The sequence below is a fragment of the Halogranum roseipondis genome, assembly GCF_059695585.1.
Window position 1 is genome coordinate 787404 of record NZ_CM185235.1, and the last position, 16215, is coordinate 803618.

18 protein-coding genes and 3 tRNA genes are annotated in these 16215 nt (G+C 65.7%); 13 read left to right on the forward strand and 8 right to left on the reverse strand.

All coding sequences use genetic code 11. The features are described 5' to 3' along the window. The first annotated feature begins 263 nt into the window (after positions 1–263). Complete coding sequence (locus tag EOHIBHHM_RS04230; RefSeq protein WP_089827410.1) at positions 264–794, forward strand: 50S ribosomal protein L16; 531 nt, start codon at positions 264–266, stop codon at positions 792–794. A 46-nt stretch (positions 795–840) separates the two neighbouring features. Beyond that, on the forward strand, positions 841–1716 hold the full coding sequence (locus tag EOHIBHHM_RS04235) for an ATP-grasp domain-containing protein (RefSeq protein ID WP_497254941.1): 876 nt from the start codon (positions 841–843) through the stop codon (positions 1714–1716). A 65-nt stretch (positions 1717–1781) separates the two neighbouring features. Here EOHIBHHM_RS04235 and EOHIBHHM_RS04240 read toward each other — a convergent pair whose 3' ends face one another. Beyond that, on the reverse strand, positions 1782–2153 hold the full coding sequence (locus EOHIBHHM_RS04240; protein WP_089827408.1) for an Hsp20/alpha crystallin family protein: 372 nt from the start codon (positions 2151–2153) through the stop codon (positions 1782–1784). A 252-nt stretch (positions 2154–2405) separates the two neighbouring features. Between EOHIBHHM_RS04240 and gap the strand changes: the two genes are divergently transcribed. The 3 genes from gap to EOHIBHHM_RS04255 all read left to right on the forward strand — a co-directional run bounded on the left by gap (position 2406) and on the right by EOHIBHHM_RS04255 (position 5425). Continuing rightward, on the forward strand, positions 2406–3455 hold the full coding sequence (gene gap / locus EOHIBHHM_RS04245; protein ID WP_497254943.1) for a type I glyceraldehyde-3-phosphate dehydrogenase: 1050 nt from the start codon (positions 2406–2408) through the stop codon (positions 3453–3455). Between the two features lie 144 nt (positions 3456–3599). Beyond that, on the forward strand, positions 3600–4808 hold the full coding sequence (locus EOHIBHHM_RS04250) for a phosphoglycerate kinase (RefSeq protein WP_497254945.1): 1209 nt from the start codon (positions 3600–3602) through the stop codon (positions 4806–4808). Positions 4809–4933: 125 nt separating this feature from the next. Next, the gene (locus tag EOHIBHHM_RS04255) at positions 4934–5425 is read left to right on the forward strand and encodes a metallophosphoesterase (RefSeq protein WP_497254947.1); all 492 of its coding nucleotides are present in this window, start codon (positions 4934–4936) and stop codon (positions 5423–5425) included. Between the two features lie 59 nt (positions 5426–5484). Here the strand turns inward: EOHIBHHM_RS04255 and EOHIBHHM_RS04260 are convergent, their stop codons facing one another. Further along, positions 5485–6564, reverse strand: a complete 1080-nt coding sequence (locus EOHIBHHM_RS04260; protein ID WP_497254949.1) for a type II glyceraldehyde-3-phosphate dehydrogenase — start codon at positions 6562–6564, stop codon at positions 5485–5487. Between the two features lie 192 nt (positions 6565–6756). On the opposite strand from EOHIBHHM_RS04260, the gene EOHIBHHM_RS04265 reads away from it, so the two are divergent. Beyond that, positions 6757–7725 (forward strand): aminopeptidase, encoded by a 969-nt coding sequence (locus EOHIBHHM_RS04265; protein WP_497254951.1) that lies wholly within the window; start codon positions 6757–6759, stop codon positions 7723–7725. Between the two features lie 79 nt (positions 7726–7804). On the opposite strand, the gene EOHIBHHM_RS04270 is transcribed toward EOHIBHHM_RS04265, so the two are convergent. Continuing rightward, a complete protein-coding gene (locus EOHIBHHM_RS04270) occupies positions 7805–8011 on the reverse strand; it encodes a hypothetical protein (RefSeq protein ID WP_497254953.1) in 207 nt (68 codons plus the stop codon). Positions 8012–8138: 127 nt separating this feature from the next. Here EOHIBHHM_RS04270 and EOHIBHHM_RS04275 point away from each other — a divergent pair, with 127 nt between their 5' ends. The 4 genes from EOHIBHHM_RS04275 to EOHIBHHM_RS04290 all read left to right on the forward strand — a co-directional run bounded on the left by EOHIBHHM_RS04275 (position 8139) and on the right by EOHIBHHM_RS04290 (position 11359). Continuing rightward, a complete protein-coding gene (locus tag EOHIBHHM_RS04275; RefSeq protein WP_497254955.1) occupies positions 8139–8801 on the forward strand; it encodes an HVO_0476 family zinc finger protein in 663 nt (220 codons plus the stop codon). Positions 8802–8812: 11 nt separating this feature from the next. Continuing rightward, a complete protein-coding gene (locus EOHIBHHM_RS04280; protein WP_497254957.1) occupies positions 8813–9478 on the forward strand; it encodes a protein-L-isoaspartate(D-aspartate) O-methyltransferase in 666 nt (221 codons plus the stop codon). Between the two features lie 48 nt (positions 9479–9526). Further along, positions 9527–10510 (forward strand): methyltransferase domain-containing protein, encoded by a 984-nt coding sequence (locus tag EOHIBHHM_RS04285; RefSeq protein WP_497254959.1) that lies wholly within the window; start codon positions 9527–9529, stop codon positions 10508–10510. An 84-nt stretch (positions 10511–10594) separates the two neighbouring features. Next, positions 10595–11359 carry a protein-L-isoaspartate O-methyltransferase family protein gene (locus EOHIBHHM_RS04290; RefSeq protein WP_497254961.1) on the forward strand — a complete coding sequence of 255 codons (765 nt, stop codon included), beginning with the start codon at positions 10595–10597 and terminating at the stop codon, positions 11357–11359. Positions 11360–11386: 27 nt separating this feature from the next. Here the strand turns inward: EOHIBHHM_RS04290 and EOHIBHHM_RS04295 are convergent, their stop codons facing one another. After that, on the reverse strand, positions 11387–11857 hold the full coding sequence (locus EOHIBHHM_RS04295; protein ID WP_497254963.1) for a carboxypeptidase-like regulatory domain-containing protein: 471 nt from the start codon (positions 11855–11857) through the stop codon (positions 11387–11389). Between the two features lie 105 nt (positions 11858–11962). Here EOHIBHHM_RS04295 and EOHIBHHM_RS04300 point away from each other — a divergent pair, with 105 nt between their 5' ends. After that, a complete protein-coding gene (locus EOHIBHHM_RS04300) occupies positions 11963–13039 on the forward strand; it encodes an ATP-binding protein (protein ID WP_497254965.1) in 1077 nt (358 codons plus the stop codon). 57 nt (positions 13040–13096) lie between these two features. Here EOHIBHHM_RS04300 and EOHIBHHM_RS04305 read toward each other — a convergent pair. The 4 genes from EOHIBHHM_RS04305 to EOHIBHHM_RS04320 form a co-directional block, all read right to left on the reverse strand. Beyond that, a tRNA-Asp gene (locus EOHIBHHM_RS04305) sits at positions 13097–13169 on the reverse strand. A gap of 45 nt (positions 13170–13214) precedes the next feature. Next, positions 13215–13287, reverse strand: a tRNA-Asp gene (locus EOHIBHHM_RS04310). Positions 13288–13385: 98 nt separating this feature from the next. After that, on the reverse strand, positions 13386–13799 hold the full coding sequence (locus EOHIBHHM_RS04315; RefSeq protein WP_497254967.1) for a group I intron-associated PD-(D/E)XK endonuclease: 414 nt from the start codon (positions 13797–13799) through the stop codon (positions 13386–13388). A gap of 284 nt (positions 13800–14083) precedes the next feature. After that, positions 14084–14156 (reverse strand) — tRNA-Asp (locus EOHIBHHM_RS04320). Between the two features lie 259 nt (positions 14157–14415). Here EOHIBHHM_RS04320 and EOHIBHHM_RS04325 point away from each other — a divergent pair. Together EOHIBHHM_RS04325 and EOHIBHHM_RS04330 are read left to right on the forward strand one after the other, a co-directional pair. Continuing rightward, entirely contained in the window at positions 14416–14649 is a 234-nt protein-coding gene (locus tag EOHIBHHM_RS04325; RefSeq protein ID WP_089822041.1) for a DNA-directed RNA polymerase subunit H, read from the forward strand. Continuing rightward, positions 14649–16214 carry a DNA-directed RNA polymerase subunit B'' gene (locus tag EOHIBHHM_RS04330; protein WP_497254969.1) on the forward strand — a complete coding sequence of 522 codons (1566 nt, stop codon included), beginning with the start codon at positions 14649–14651 and terminating at the stop codon, positions 16212–16214. Before EOHIBHHM_RS04325 ends, EOHIBHHM_RS04330 begins: the two co-directional genes overlap by 1 nt. Position 16215: the final 1 nt, after the last annotated feature.

Consider the following 16215-nt stretch of genomic DNA (forward strand, 5'->3'; position numbering starts at 1 on the left):
CGAGTTGGCGACGGGGCCTGATAAACTCTCGTGACGGGTCGACGCGCAGCGGTCGCTCGTCTCCCCCCGGCGGTCGCTCGTCTCCCCCCGGCGGTCGCTCGTCTCCCCCCGGCGGTCGCTCGTCTCCCATCGCTGCGACCGTGCGACGCGAGCGACGACCGCCCGGAGCCAAACCCGGGTGTGAGGCCGTCACAGGGCGCGACGGCGAGGGACAGTATCGAAGGCTTTATTCACGGAGTCGGCGTTTTCCCGAACAAGTAACCATGTCAGACAAGCCGGCCTCTATGTACCGGGATATCGATACTCGCCCGTACACGCGACGGGAGTACATCACGGGGATTCCCGGATCGAAGATCGCACAGCACAACATGGGTAACCTCCAGACTGGTCCCGAGGACTACCCGGTCCAGATCAGCCTCCGCATCGAGGAACAGTGTCAGATCCGTCACGGCTCGCTCGAGGCGGCGCGCCTGTCGGCGAACCGACTGCTCCTGAAGCACGTCGGACAGGAGAACTACAAGATGGTGCTCCGCAAGTTCCCCCACCACGTCCTGCGTGAGAACAAGCAGGCGACCGGTGCGGGTGCGGACCGTGTCTCCGACGGGATGCGCCAGGCGTTCGGGAAACCGGTTGGCACCGCCGCCCGCGTTCCGCGTAACGACGCCATCTTCACGGCCTACTGCAACCCCGAGGATGCGGAGGTCGTCAAGGACGCGTTCCGCCGCGCCTACAACAAGATGACGCCGCCGTGCCGCATCGTCGTCGAGAAGGGCGAAGAGCTGCTCGTCTCGTAGACCGGAAACCCGTCCCGTTTTTCTCCCTCCACTCCTCCCGTAGCGTATGCTACGCCTCGCGGTCACCACCCGCGCGGAGACGTTCGAACGGATGCGCGACCCTCTCGCCGACAGAGGTATCGAGGTCGTCCACGTCCAGGCGAAAGAGCGGACGCTCCCGCTGACCGACGCCGACCCGCTCTCCGGCGTCGGCGACGTCGACGTCGGGTTCGTCTACCCGTCGCGACCGATGGAGGGCGGTGCCGTCGACGCCCTCCTCGACGTCCCCTGGGTGAACGACCGGGAGGCGATCCTCGCCTCGCGGAACAAAGCGGGCGTCGTCGCGGCGCTGTCGCAAGCGGGGGTCCCGGTTCCGCAGACGACGCTGGTGTCGAACCCGGTCGACGAGACGACGGTCGTCTCGGCGCTCGAGGCGTTCGACCGGCCGGTGGTCGTCAAACCGAACTCCACCACTCGCGGCGTCGGCATCGCGAAGGCGTCCGACGTCGACTCGGTGCTCGGCGTCGTCGACTATCTGAACCTGCTGCACGACTACAAGGCGACGGGTGACCGCTCGTATCTCCTGCAGGAGTACCTGCCGGACGCTCGCGACTACCGGGCGATGGTCGTCGACGGCACGTTCGTCGGGGCCGTCGAACGTCGCCTCCCCGCCGACGCGCTCGCCGAGGGGCGGTGGAAGCACAACGTTCACCGCGGCGCGGAAGCCGTTGGCGTCGACCTCCCCGACGAACACCGACGGCTGGCCGAGCGAGCGGCCGAGGTGCTCGACGTCCCCTATCTCGGCGTCGACCTTCTGGAGACCGACGACCGACTCGTCGTCACCGAGACGAACGCCCGCCCGACGATCGATGCGGCGACGAAGTACGAACCGGGGTTCTACGACCGCCTCGCGGCGCTGGTCCGAAAGCAAGTCGAGCGCTGAGAGGTCGAGCGCGGGCCAGCGCGTCCGCTCGCCGTGTGGACGAAAAGAGGAGGACTGCGTGGGTGTTACTCGACGTCGATCGCGGCCGAGTCCTCGACGCGGTCGAGCGTCACCTGCAGGACGCCGTTGTTGAACGACGCCTTCGCGGAGTGTTCGTCGACGCGCGCGGGGAGTCGGATGCGCTCGTCGTACTCGCGGCGGTCGGAGGCGGCGCTGATGGTCAGCACTTCGCCGTCGCACTTCAGTTCGATGGCGTCCTTCTCGACACCGGGGAGGTCCGCGACGAGTCGAATGACGTCACCCTCGTCGAACACGTCGACGTGGGTCTCGGTGGCGAACCCGCTCTGGTCGCGCGCGCCACCGGTCATTCCGTTCATCATCCGTTCGATCTCGTTGAAGATGTTGTCGAACGGGTCGTCGCGGTCGTCTCTATCCATGTGCCACGGTATGTCACTCTCGCTCAAAAGCTTTCTGAAGCATGGTGTCTGTGCACGGATAGCATACGGCGGTCGTGCGTGACCGACTCGCCGACGTACGACCGCCTTTCGGCGTCGCCGTTCCGTCGAAAGCCCTTCCCGACTTCTCGCCGTAGCGACGCTGTGGAACCGTGACGACAGTCCTTCTCGATTGAGTGTTCCGAAAGCGATAAACGGGCGGATTTTAATAGTTTGAACGCAACTAACTCACATATGAGTGAAAAATCGTACCTGAACGCGGGCGACGAGGTAGCCGAGGAGGAGGTCGTCCGGGTCGGCCTGAACGGTTTCGGACGTATCGGGCGCAACGTCTTCCGCGCGGTCATGGACGACCCGCGCGTCGAACTGGCGGGCGTCAACGACGTGATGGACTTCGAGGACATGGCGTACCTCGCGAAGTACGACACCGTCATGGGTCACCTCGACGGCGTCGAACTCGAAGAGGACCACCTCACCATCGGTGGGACGTCGGTACCGCTGTACAACGAACAGAGTCCCGCCGAACTGCCGTGGGACGAACTGGACGTCGACGTCGCCCTGGAGTGTACGGGCATCTTCCGGACGAAGGACGACGCCAGCGAGCACCTGAAGGGCGGCGCCGACAAGGTCGTCATCTCGGCACCGCCGAAGGGTGACAAGCCGGTCAAACAGCTCGTCTACGGCGTCAACCACGAGGAGTACGACGGCGAGGACGTCGTCTCGAACGCCTCGTGTACGACCAACAGCGTGACGCCGGTCGCGAAAGTGCTCGAGGAGAGCTTCGGCATCAACACCGGTCTGCTGACGACGGTCCACGCCTACACGGGCAGCCAGAACCTCATCGACGGCCCGAAGGGCAAGAAGCGCCGCGGCCGCGCCGCCGCCGAGAACATCGTCCCGACGACGACCGGCGCCGCGCAGGCCGCCACGGAGATCCTGCCGGAACTCGACGGCAAACTCGACGGGATGGCGATTCGCGTGCCGGTTCCGAACGGCTCGATCACGGAACTGGTCGTCGACCTCGAGGGCAACCCGAGCGCCGAGGAGATCAACGAAGCGTTCCGCGAGGCCGCCGACGACGAACTGGCGGGCGTCCTGGGTTACACCGACGACGAGGTCGTCTCCTCGGACATCGTCGGGTGGCCGTTCTCCTCGACCGTGGACCTCCAGTCGACGAACGTCGTCAACGACGGCGAGATGGCGAAGATTCTCACGTGGTACGACAACGAGTACGGCTTCTCGAACCGCATGCTCGACATGGCCGCGTTCGTCTCCGCCGAGTAACGTCGTTCGACTCGCGTCGACCGCGTCCGCGTCGGTACATCTCCCGCTTTTCTCGGCCGCCGAGCGACTGCTCTCTCGTCCGCGGCGGGCGACGCTTCCCCGCTTCGTACACCACTAAGTGAGTCGCCCGCGTCTCGCCGCGTGATGACGTTCAAGACGCTCGACGACCTCGAACCCGGACAGCGCGTCCTCGTGCGCCTCGATCTCAACTCTCCCGTCGAGGACGGCGAAGTACAGGACAACCGTCGGTTCGACCGTCACGCGACGACGGTCGAGGAACTCGCCGAGAACGACCACAGAGTCGTGTTGATGGCCCACCAGGGACGCCCCGGCGACGACGACTTCGTCTCGCTGGAGCAGCACGCCGACATCCTCGCAGGTCACATCGGGATAGACGTGCAGTTCGTCGCCGACACCTACGGCGAGGACGCTCTCGACGCCATCCGCTCGCTGGAGGCCGGCGAGGTGCTCCTCTTGGAGAACACCCGGATGGTCGACGAGGAGCTGCCCGAGGAGGACCCCGAAGTCAAAGCCGACACCGAGTTCGTGAAGACGCTCGCCGAGGAGTTCGACGCCTACGTCAACGACGCCTACTCCGCCGCCCACCGCAAGCACGCCTCGCTCGTCGGCTTCCCGCTCGTTCTTCCCAGCTATGCAGGGCGCGTGATGGAGTCCGAGTACGAGGCCAACTCCTCGATCGCGACGCGGGAGTTCGACGGCGACGTGACGATGGTCGTCGGCGGGACGAAGGCCACCGACGTCATCGGCGTGATGAACGCCCTCGACGAGAAGGTCGACCAGTTCCTGCTCGGCGGGATCGCGGGCGAACTGTTCCTCCGCGCCGCGGGCCACGAGGTCGGCTACGACGTCGGCGACATGGCCCTCTTCGACGACCAGTGGGAGCAAAACGAGGAGACCATCCGGAACCTCATCGACGAGAAGGGCGACCAGATCCAACTCGCGACGGACCTCGCCTACGAGGACGAGAACGACGAGCGTTCTGAAATCCCTGTCGCCAACATCACCGAAAAGGACACCGCCTACCTCGACGTCGGCAGCGACACGGTGGCGACGTACACGCCGTACATCCACGACTCCGAGGCCGTCTTCGTGAAGGGCGCACTCGGCCTGTTCGAGGACGAGCGGTTCGCCGTCGGCACCACGGGTGTCCTGGAGGCCATCGCCGAGACCGACTGCTTCTCGGTCGTCGGCGGCGGCGACACCTCCCGCGCCATCGAGATGTACGGGATGAGCGAGGACGACTTCTCGCACGTCTCCATCGCGGGCGGTGCCTACATCCGCGCGCTGACCGGCGAGTCGCTGCCGGCCGTCGAACTGTTGCAGGAGAACTGAGCGGGTCAGTCGTGGGGTGAGGTCGTTTTTTTTTCGAGTCCGTCGGCACGTGCCGAGCGGCGACCCCTGACTCTTCCGGTCGCTTCGGCGACGTGTTGATTACCAATCCGAATGAAGTACGGTGCATGCTCGTCGGCATCTGCTCGGACACCCACGACAACCTCGACCTCGTAACCGCCGCGGTCGACTACTTCACCGAACAGGACGTCGACGCCGTCGTCCACTGCGGCGACATCGTCGCGCCGTTCTCGGCGACGCCGTTCGACGCTCCCTTCGACTTCTTCGCCGTCCGCGGCAACAACGACGGCGAGTGGAACCTGCAGAGCGCGATCGCGGAGTTCGGCACCTACCTCGGCGAGATGGGGGTCCTGGAGTTCGACGGTGTCGACATCGCCGTCTACCACGGGACGAGCGAGGACGTCGTCGACGCCCTGCTCGGCTGTGGCGACTACGACTACGTCTTCCGGGGACACACCCACGAACGGGTCCACGAGGAGCGAGAGGGAACGGTCCACGTCAACCCGGGTGGGCTCCCCATCCCGGGGGCGGACGACGAGTACTCCGTCGCGACGCTCGACACCGAAACGGGCGAAGTCGAGTTCCAGCGGATGGGATAGGCGAGCGGAGACAGAGGAGAAGAGAAACGAGGAGAGAGAAGCGACCGAGGCGAGCGGATTCAGTCGTCGGCGTTGAGGTCCCGCGGCGTGATGCGCTTGCGGACGCCGCCGAAGACGCTCTCGAGGCCGACGCCGAGGTTCTCGTCGGTCGCACGCATGCTCTCGCGTTGGTCGGCGGCGTCGGTGATCGCGCGGATGGCGTCGACGTTCTCCGGGATGACGTCGGACTCCTGGTGGATCGACTGGAAGAGATACAGGTCGTCGCCCTCGACGGAGATCGACTCGTCCCAGATGCAGTTCTCCCAGAGGTCGCCGCGCGGGCGGCCCGTGTCCATCGCGAACTCCTTCAACTGCCCCGTGCCGTCGATGCCGGCGACGTCGGGGACGAGGAACAGCCGCGACTCCTCGTGGAGGAGGTCGCGGACGTCCGCGACGGTCGGCGTCTCCGAGAGCGTGACGTTGACGCTGTGGAGGTGCATCAGCGTCGCGGGCACCTTCACGCCGACGGTGTCGATGTTCAGATCGGGGAAGATGGTGTTGACGTCGGGACCGTGGTGGGAGGGGACGGTGACCGGGTCGGGGAGGATGTCGTTGATCGGGCCGCGACTGGCGTCGGCGGGGTCGCCACCGCGCCGAATGAGGGTGATGCGCGCCTTCTCGACGCCGAAGGCCTCGTCGAGCGGAGCCATGAGCCGGGAGAGCCCTGTGGTGTTACAGGAGACGACGCGGGCGAACCGGACGTCGTCGTCGCGGGCGGTGTCGTAGTTCGCTCGGGCGTTGAAGCTCGCGTCGACGACGTCGGCGTCCTCGCCACCCTGGAACAGCGCGCGGGTGTCGTAGCGTTCGTACAGTTCGCGGTTCTGTTCGCCGATACCGGAGGGCGTGCAGTCGACGACGACGTCCGACTGCATCACGAGGTCGTCGATCTCTCCGGCGAGGTCGATACCGGCCTGGCGGAAGGCGTCGGATTTCTCGGGGATGGCCGCGTAGAGCGGGTATCCCTTGCGAACGGCGGCTTCGGCTTCGTAGTTCGGGCGGGTCTTCGCGACGCCGACGAGCTTCATGTCGGGCTGGGCCCGGACGGCGTCTGCGACTCGTTTCCCGATCGTCCCGTATCCGTTTACGCCGACCTTGATCATTTCATCCGAATCTGGAGCACCGAGATAGATAGTTATTCCGGACCTAAGTGCGCAGAAATTAACTCTGCACCGAGTAACGAGCGTGATTTTTTACGAATGCGGGTAAGAGTGCGTCGAACGTCACGTTAACGCGCAGCACACGAACGGAAGCGAGGCGGAACAGCCTAATCCCATCGCACACATCCGACCGGTATGAGCGACCACTCCGCGGCGGCGCTCCGCGAGGCCGCCGAGACCGCCATCCGGCAGTGTATGGACCTCGGGAGCGACGAGAGCTGTGTCGTCGTCACCGACGACAAGCGTCGGTCCATCGGCGAGGCGCTGTACGAGGGAGCCAGCGAGGTCACGGACGACGCAGTAATCGTCCGCTACCCGCCGGGAAGCCAACACGGCGAAGAACCGCCTGCACCCGTGGCCGCCGCGATGAAGCACGCCGACGTGTTTCTCGCGCCGACGACGAAGAGCCTGAGCCACACCCGTGCCCGCGGGGACGCAAACGAGGCGGGTGCTCGCGGCGCGACGCTCCCCGGCATCACCGAGGAGGTGATGGTCGTCGGGCTCGACGCCGACTACGGCACGATCGAACAGCACTGCGACGACGTGCTCGCACAGGTCGAAGCCGCCGAGGAGATTCGCGTCACGACGCCGAAGGGAACGGACATCACCTTCAGGCCCGGCGACCGCGAGTGGTTCGCCGACACCGGGATGGTTCACGAACCGGGACAGTTCTCGAACCTCCCCGCCGGCGAGGTGTTCGTGAGCCCCGAGGACGTGAACGGCACCTACGTCGTCGACGGGACGATGATGCCTTACGGCCTGCTCGAGGAGGGCCAGGAACTCCGCTTCGAGGTCGAAGACGGCTACGTCACCGAGATCAGCGACGACGAGGTGCGCGAGCAGGTCGAGACAGCGGCAGAAGAAGTCGGACAGGACGCCTACAACCTCGCGGAGCTCGGCATCGGCACGAACGTCGGCGTCGACGAACTCGTCGGCTCGGTCCTCCTCGACGAGAAGGCGGCGGGGACGGTTCACATCGCCATCGGCGACGACGCCGGCATCGGCGGCGACACGGACGCGCCGCTCCATCTCGACGGCATCATCACGGAACCGACGGTGTACGCGGACGGGGAGGTCGTAGATCTCCCAACTGTCGAGCGGTGAAACCGTGAGACGGGGAGGAAGTGGAGTTGCCGAGACCGTAGAACCGGGGACCGGCGAACGCGGGTTTTCGAGGAGACGGCTACTGGAGATCGGCAGATTCGACTGCTGGTGCCTCGCACCGGGTTCGATATAGTTGCCACACCGTCGAGACGCCGAGCACGAGAAACAGTATCGACGCGACTCCTCCTTCGCCGACGGCGATCCTGACGGCCTGTGACCCCCCAGCGAGAAACGCAGCAGCAATCAACGCCTGCCGCCGCCGAGAACCGTCGTACGAACTATTCATCGGTCTTACTGTCGTCCAACACTCTCTTCAACGTTCGTGGACTCACTCGCGCGAACCCCGTGCCACCCCGACCCGCACCGACGCGCAAAGACGCGGGTTTTTACGGCGCGACCGGGTATGCACGTTCATGAGCCATCCAGGACCCGACGCCGGCGAACGCGTCGCCCTCTCGTGTCCGTCGTGTTCGCCCTTCGAGGCGACCGTCCACGAGGTGTTGAAACCCGGCGGTCAGGTGACCGTCCGGTGTACCGAGTGCAGCCACGTCCACAAGGAGAAACTCCAGATCGAGAAGGAGATCGAGACGGACGTCATCGTCTCTCAGGAGGGTGACTCCATCCGGACGACCGTCGACGTCCCGGAAGACGAGACGCTCGCCGTCGGCGAGGAGTTCATCGTCGACACGCCCGAGGCGATCATGCAGGTGCGTATCACCTCGATCGAGGTCGGCGAGGAGCAGCGCGCCGACGAGGCGTCGGTGGAGGACGTCGACACCGTCTGGACCCGCGTCGTCGACAACGTCACCGTCAACGTCACCGTCAACCCGAAAGACGGCAGCCGCGACGACACCCGGAGCCTGAAGGTGCAGGTGCCCGGCGACTTCGAGTTCCGCGTCGGCGAGACCGAGGAGTTCGGCGACGAGAAGTTCTACGTCAAGTCGATCCAGGTCCGCGACGACGCGAGCAACTACCGGTTCGAACAGTTCGACCGCGAGGGCGACATGGTGTACGCCAAGGACGTCAAGCGCGTCTACGGTCGAGACGAGACCACCTCCGCGTGGTCGGCCTGGTAACGAGAGAGAACATGGACACCACCGCCGCACGCCGGCGACTGGTCGACGGGCTCGTGAGTCGCGGCGCGGTCGACCGCGACGCCACGGCCGACGCGTTGCGGACCGTTCCTCGTCACGAGTTCCTCCCCGAGGAGCGCCGCGACCGAGCGTACGTCGACCGGCCGCTGCCCATCGCCGCCGACCAGACTGTCAGCGCGCCACACATGGTCGCAATGATGACCGACCTCCTCGAACTGTCGCCCGGCGACCGCGTCCTCGAGATCGGGACGGGGTGTGGCTACCACGCCGCCGTCACCGCCGAGGTCGTCGGCGCGACGGCCGGCGACGACAACGACCGGACGTCGGGTGGCGAGGTGTTCTCCGTCGAGTACCACGAGGAGTTGGCCGAGCAGGCACGCCGACGACTCGACCGTCTCGGCTACGAGGTGTCCGTCCGCGTCGGCGACGGCCACGACGGGTGGCCGGAGCACGCCCCGTACGACGCGGCGTATCTGACCTGTGCGCCCGCCGAGATACCCCGCGCGGTCGTCGAACAGGTCAGACCCGAGGGCGTCGTCGTCGGTCCCGTCGGAGGGGCGGGTCGCCAACGGCTCGTCCGTCTCCGACGGCGGCCCGACGGATCTGTCGAACGGGAGAACCACGGCGGCGTCCGGTTCGTCCCGATGCAGTCGGACTGACTGCCGATTTCTACGTTGTTTTTGGCGACGGCCGTCCACGTCGGAGCTATGCCCACTCAAGACCGCGAGGGCCTCCCGACCGAACAGTTGCTGCTCCTCTGGGCCGCCCGCCGGAGCGGCGTTCTCGACGCGCTGCTGGAGAGTTCGGGGACGCCCGCCGACGTCGCCGAGACGGCCGACGTCACCCAGCACGCCGCCCGCGTGACTGTCAACGCACTCGAAGATCTCGACTTCCTCAAACAGGTCGGCGCGGAGTACGAGATCACCAACCGTGCGCTCGGCTTCCTCGCGAAGCGGGACGTCCGGTCGATCGGACGACTCCCGCACGCACTCGATCTGCTCGACCTCTCGGCGGAGCTACCGGAGACGATGGCGAGCGGTTCGTCCCCCGAGAGACCGCCGAACTGGACTCGGAACCGACTCGGTGCGCACGCTGCCACCGACGAGGCTGACGTCCGTGCCTGCGTGACCGCTGCCGTCCGCGAGCACGACGGAACCCCGCCGGCGCGCGTCCTCGACGTCGCTGGGGGGTCGGGCGTCTACGCCCGAGAGTTCGTCGCCCGCGGGTTCGACGTCACACTCGTCGACGACCGAGAGACCGTCGACGTCGTCTCGCCGCTGCTCGCACCGACGCCGATCGACCTCGTCCCGACCGACCTCCCGTCGCTCACTGATCTCGGTAGCGACGGCGCTCCGTCTCCCGTCGGGCAGGTCGATCTCGCCTTCGGCGTCGACGTCCTTCGACGGTTCGCCGCGCGGGAGAACGAGTCGCTCGTCGCCGAGGCGGCCGACGTCCTCGCACCGGGCGGGACGTTGGTGCTCGTCGACGTGTTCGATGGACAGCGCGCAGACGCCGCGGAGACGGTCCGCGTCGCCGTCGAGACACTGGCGACGGGAGAGGGAGGTCTTCACGACGAGAGAACCGTTCGGGCCTGGTTCGAGGACGCCGGTCTGGTCGGCGTCGCCCTCCGTTCTGTTCCCGGACCGGACCGAAGCGCCGTCGTCGGACACGTACCGACCGGCAGCGAGTGAGCAGTCCCCGGGCTCTCATCGCGGCGTCGATCGCCGCCGCCGGCAAGCGTACAGTTGATTAGTGCGCATCCCCGAGGCGAACGCATGGACCCCGCCGTGCTCCGCGACGACATGGTCGACGGCTTAGAGGAGGCGCTCTCCTCCGAGTTGGTCGACGAGGACGTCGCCCTGGCGATGCGCACCGTCCCGCGCCACGAGTTCGTCGCCGACCGCACCTACGAGAACCGCGCCAGCGAACGCGGGGGGACGCGCGTGCTCGCACCCGGCACCGTCGCCCGGATGCTCTCCGGGCTCGAGGCCGAACCCGGCCACGACGTGCTCGTCGTCGGTGCGGGCGTCGGCTACACCGCCGCCGTCGTCGCCGATCTCGTCGGCGACCGGCACGTCCACGCCGTCGACATCAATCGAGGGGCCGTCGTCGACGCTCGAGAGAACCTCCGCGAGGCGGGCTGTGACGCCGTGCTCGTCGACTGTCGTGACGGCGCAGACGGGTTCCCCGAGTACGCCCCCTTCGACCGCATCCTCGTCGAGGCCGCCGCCGTCCGTCCACCGCGTGCGCTCCTCGATCAGCTCGCGCCGGACGGACGACTCGTCATGCCGATGGGCGGTCCCGAACAGACGCTCGTGGCGGTCGAACTCGACGACGTCGGCGGGGACGGGTTCGACGTCGTCGGCGAGTACGGCCCCACGGCGTTCAACCCGCTTCTCGTCGACGGGGAACAGGCGGGCGGTCTCTCGCGGAACCGGATGGAACGCGAGGACCGCGAGTTCGCTCAGCAGGGCTACTTCGCTCCCTCGGGTTGGGAGTACGAGTGGGTCGACTGGGACGAACGACTCGACGGTCGGTGACCGGCGTCGCCGACGTCGCTCCGACGGTCACTCGCTCACGACCAGTATCTCCGTGTTGCTCCGCTCGTCTGCGAACTCGCTTCCTGCGGGGGGTTTGATGTCGACGACGAGCGTCCCGTCCTCCTGGTTCGGTCGCAACGAGGGATCGACTCGGACCGACGCTCTCCCGTCGCTCCCCGTCGTCGCGGTCTTCACGCCGTCGATGTCGGCGGTACCGCCCGTAACGACGACCGTCGCGTCCGACACCGGGTCGCCGTCGGCCCCGACGACGGTCAACGTGATCGACTGCTCGTCGGGCGTGACGACCTCGGGCGACGGCCGTGTGTCGAGTTCGGTGACAGAGAGTCCCTGCAACCCGCCGAGCATGTTCATCATCACCGAGAGGCTCGCGACGCCGACGACGAGCGCGATGACGAGTCTGATCGGGAGTCCCTCGATGGCGCGGTCGTCCGTCTGAAAGCTCTGGCATCGACGGGTCCCGTGGAATCTGTCGAACATAGGCCGCGATGGCCCCGCTCTCGGTGATAAACCCTCGGCTCGCGTGTGTTCGAGTCCGTCTGAGCGTCCGAACGTTGATAGAGGGAGACGCGACCAGCCCCGACCATGCACGTCCTCGGCCGTTCCGAGACGGGAACCGCGAGCGATGACGAGTCCGACGGGCCGACCGGGCTGCTCGGCACCTACCGCGCACGGGACGGCAGCGCCGGCGCGGCCGTCGGCGTCGACTTCGACCGCCCGCACGCCGCGCTCGTCCTCGGCAAGCGCGGGTCGGGGAAGTCCTACACGTTAGGCGTCCTCGCCGAGGCGGCGGCCCGGGCGACCGGCGTCGCCCCCGTCGTCGTCGATCCGATGGGCGTCTTCGCGGGACTGGCGCGCGGCGACGACTCCGTCCCGGCGAGCGTCGTCACCGATCCGGGAATCCGTGCCGACGCACTGCCGTCCGCGGTGTGGCCGTCGCTTCTCGGACTCGAGGCGACCGACGCGACCGGCACCCTCGTCTGGGAAGCCGCCAGCGAGACGGCATCGCTCGCCGGGATGCAGAGCTACGTTGCCGGCGCAGACGTCGAACCGACGGTCCGCCGTGCCGCACGAAACCACCTCCGACTCGCCGAGTCGTGGGGCGTCTTCGACGGCGAGGGACTGACGCCGGGGGCGCTCGCAGGCGGCGAGGCGACCGTCCTCGAACTGTCGGGGACACAGCCCGCCGCGATGAACGCCGTCTGCGCCGCCGTCGCTCGCGGTCTGTACGACGCCCGAGTCGCGGACCGGGTCGACCGCCTCCCGTGGCTCCTCGTCGACGAGGCGCACGCCTTCTTCGACGGCGTCGCCGCCGCCGCACTGCGGACGCTGCTGACACGTGGGCGTGCGCCCGGTGTCAGCCTCGTCGCCGCCACCCAGCGACCGAGCGCGCTCCCCGAGGTGGCGGTCTCACAAGCCGACCTGCTCGTCTCGCACCGACTGACTGCGGAGTCGGACGTGACCGCGTTGGCGGCGGCCCAGCCGACCTATCTCGGCGAGTCGCTGGCAAGTCGTCTCCCGACCGAAACGGGCGACGCCCTCGTCGTCGACGACGCTACCGAGTCCGTACACGCCGTCTCCGTCCGTGAACGTGCTACGCCACACGGTGGGTCGAGCGCTCGGGCGAGCGATGTCGCTGCAGACGAACGGTCCGTTCGATAGTGAGGTCGGCGTCGGAGAGAAGAGATATGTCTCGCTAAGGAGTTGAAATGAGAAGAACGCCCGAGGCGGGATTTGAACCCGCGTCACAACCGTGACAGGGTTGTATGATGGGCCACTACACCACCCGGGCACACAAGCGTGGTGAAGGTGACGCCCGCACCACGAATTCAGCAAGCGCCCGAGGCGGGATTTGAACCCGCGTCACAACCGTGACAGGGTTGTATGATGGGCCACTACACCACCCGGGCTTGCTACACTCTGGTATTTGCCGATGTATTAAATAAGAGTTGCCATCTATCGTTGCGGATGGCACTAAATACCGAACCACATCGTCGACAGATCGGAGTTATGAGACCTCGCCAGTGAATTCGTATTCACGGGCCCAGTTGATCGAGGGATGGTCGATTTTACCTTCGAATCGAAGTTCCATCTTCTGCTCAGTCGCGTCGTCGATTCCGATCCAGTACAACGTCTCCGTTTCGGGATACCGAACGAGGAACGCATCGATCTCGCCGTGATACGTATGCTCGTGATATTCTCCGCCTTTCGTCGTCTGCGAGTGGGTATTGAATCGAATTGTCTCCTCTTTGTTCTGCCAGGCAGTCTTACATTGAACTCGATAGAGGCACTTGCCAGTGTCGACAACGAGGTCGTACTTGTCGTTGTCACCGAACGGCACGGATACACTGTAGCCATTCGCAATCAACTCGGAGAGAACCCTTGCCTCAGTCTCGTCACCGGCATCTTTCGTGTTTTTCATCCGAGTGCATTGAACGGTCGGACGGGTGAAACCTAACGTTACCTCCGGAGCAGTCGTTGACCTGTGAGTTCAGACACCCAGATCAGTTGATCAACGAAATCGGTCACTCGGCGATAAGATGCTTTGCTCGAGACTGAGAATCAGAGAAGCGCCCGAGACGGGATGTGAACCACGGTCGCTCCGTCCAGTCGCTCCCTGCTTCAAATCCATTTGTGACTGCTATTACCGGATCAACTCTGCTCGGAGACGAGACTCCTCGCTCAGTCGTTGGCTCCGGTAGAAGACGCCCGAGGCGGGATTTGAACCCGCGTCACAACCGTGACAGGGTTGTATGATGGGCCACTACACCACCCGGGCTTGCTGCACTCAGTGCTTTTCCGGAGAGGGAGATAAGGCTTCTCATCTCTTCGCCCCGTGGGTGCTCGTACCGCGATCAGGAGGGGCACAACGACTATATCATCGGCCACCGTGAGTGGGCGTAACAGAGTCTCGTCGGCCGCCCTCCACGGCCGGAGAGCGGCGCGTCAGCGGCGGTTAGCAAGGACTAAATGGATGGGCCGTTTACGCCGCTGTAGTATCTCGTGATAGCTTCTCCCCACAGCCAACCCCATCCAACATGGTAGACGTAAGCCAACACAATCTGGTTCCGGAGCATACTGTCCTCGACGAGCCGGAGCGCGTCGAGGAGGTACTCGAAGAGTACAACGTGGAGAAAACAAACCTGCCGAAGATCAAGCGCAAGGACCCGGCACTCCGCGACACCGACGCGGAACCCGGTGACGTCGTCGAGATCGTCCGAGACTCTCGAACGACTGATCAAGCGGTCGTCTATCGACTGGTGGTCGAGTAATGGACCGACAAGCCCGACGAACGGTATCACGCGAGTACTTCTCGCAGGAACGGCTCGCAGAACATCACTTCCGCTCGTTCAACAACTTCATGGAACGGGGGATGCAGGAGGTCGTCGCCGAGAAGGAGACGATCGAGACCGACATCGGCGACAAGGAGGGCGAAGAGCCCGTCTACGTCGAACTCGGTGACGTTCGCGTCGTCACCCCGCGGGTGCGAGAGGCCGACGGCTCGGAAGAACTCCTCTACCCGCAGGAAGCACGCCTGCGCAACATCACCTACGCCGCGCCGGTGTTCATGGAGATGTCCATCATCCGCGGCGGCGAGGAGGAAGAGGAGGTCGTCGTCGACTCCGCGGAGACCAAGGTGGGCCGGATGCCCATCATGGTCGGCTCGAGCAAGTGTAACATCTCGGGGTTCTCCGACGAGGAGCTCGTCGAGATCGGCGAGGACCCCGTCGACCCCGGCGGCTACTTCATCGTCAACGGCTCCGAGCGCGTGCTCATGACCTCGGAGGACCTCGCCCCCAACAAGATCCTCGCGGAGTACGACACGAAGTACGGCGACGAGATCCAGGTCGCAAAGACCTTCTCGCAGCGTCGTGGCTACCGTGCGCTCGTACTCTGCGAACGCAACCGTGAGGGGATCCTGGAAGTGTCGTTCCCCTCCGTCTCGGGGAGCGTCAACTTCGTCACGCTCGTCCGTGCGCTCGGTCTCGAGTCCGACGAGGAGATCGTCCACCGCGTCTCCGACGATCCGGAGATCGTGAAGTTCATGCTCGAGAACCTGGAGATGGCCGAAGTCCAGACCCAGGAGGAGGCGATCGAGACGCTCGGCAAACGCGTCGCCAGCGGTCAGGGCAAGAACTACCAGCTGAAGCGCGCGAACTACGTCATCGACCGCTATCTCCTGCCGCATCTCCACGAGGAGGGCGTCGAGGAGGAAGAGGTCCGCAGCAACAAGGCGTTCTACCTCTGTCGGATGGCCGAGGCGTGTTTCGAGCTCGCGCTCGGCCGCCGCGACTCCGACGACAAGGACCACTACGCCAACAAGCGCCTGAAGGTCTCGGGCGACCTGATGAAGGACCTGTTCCGGACGGCGCTGAACAAACTCGCACGCGACGTGAAGTACCAGCTCGAACGCGCGAACATGCGGAACCGGAACCTCACCGTCAACACCGTGGTTCGCTCGGACGTGCTGACCGAACGGCTCGAACACCCGATCGCGACGGGCAACTGGGTCGGCGGCCGCTCCGGCGTCTCCCAGTTGGTCGACCGAACCGACTACATGGGCGTGCTGTCGCACCTGCGTCGGCTCCGTTCGCCGCTGTCGCGCAGCCAGCCCCACTTCGAGGCGCGTGACCTGCACGCGACCCAGTGGGGTCGCATCTGTCCCTCCGAGACCCCGGAGGGACCGAACTGTGGGCTCGTGAAGAACTTCGCGCAGGCGATGGAGCTCTCACAGAACATCGAGGACGAACAGGCACTGAAACGCGAACTGGCGTCGATGGGAGTCGAGGGTATCCCCGGTCTCGAAGGCGTCGAACCACAACCGGCAGACGACTAAC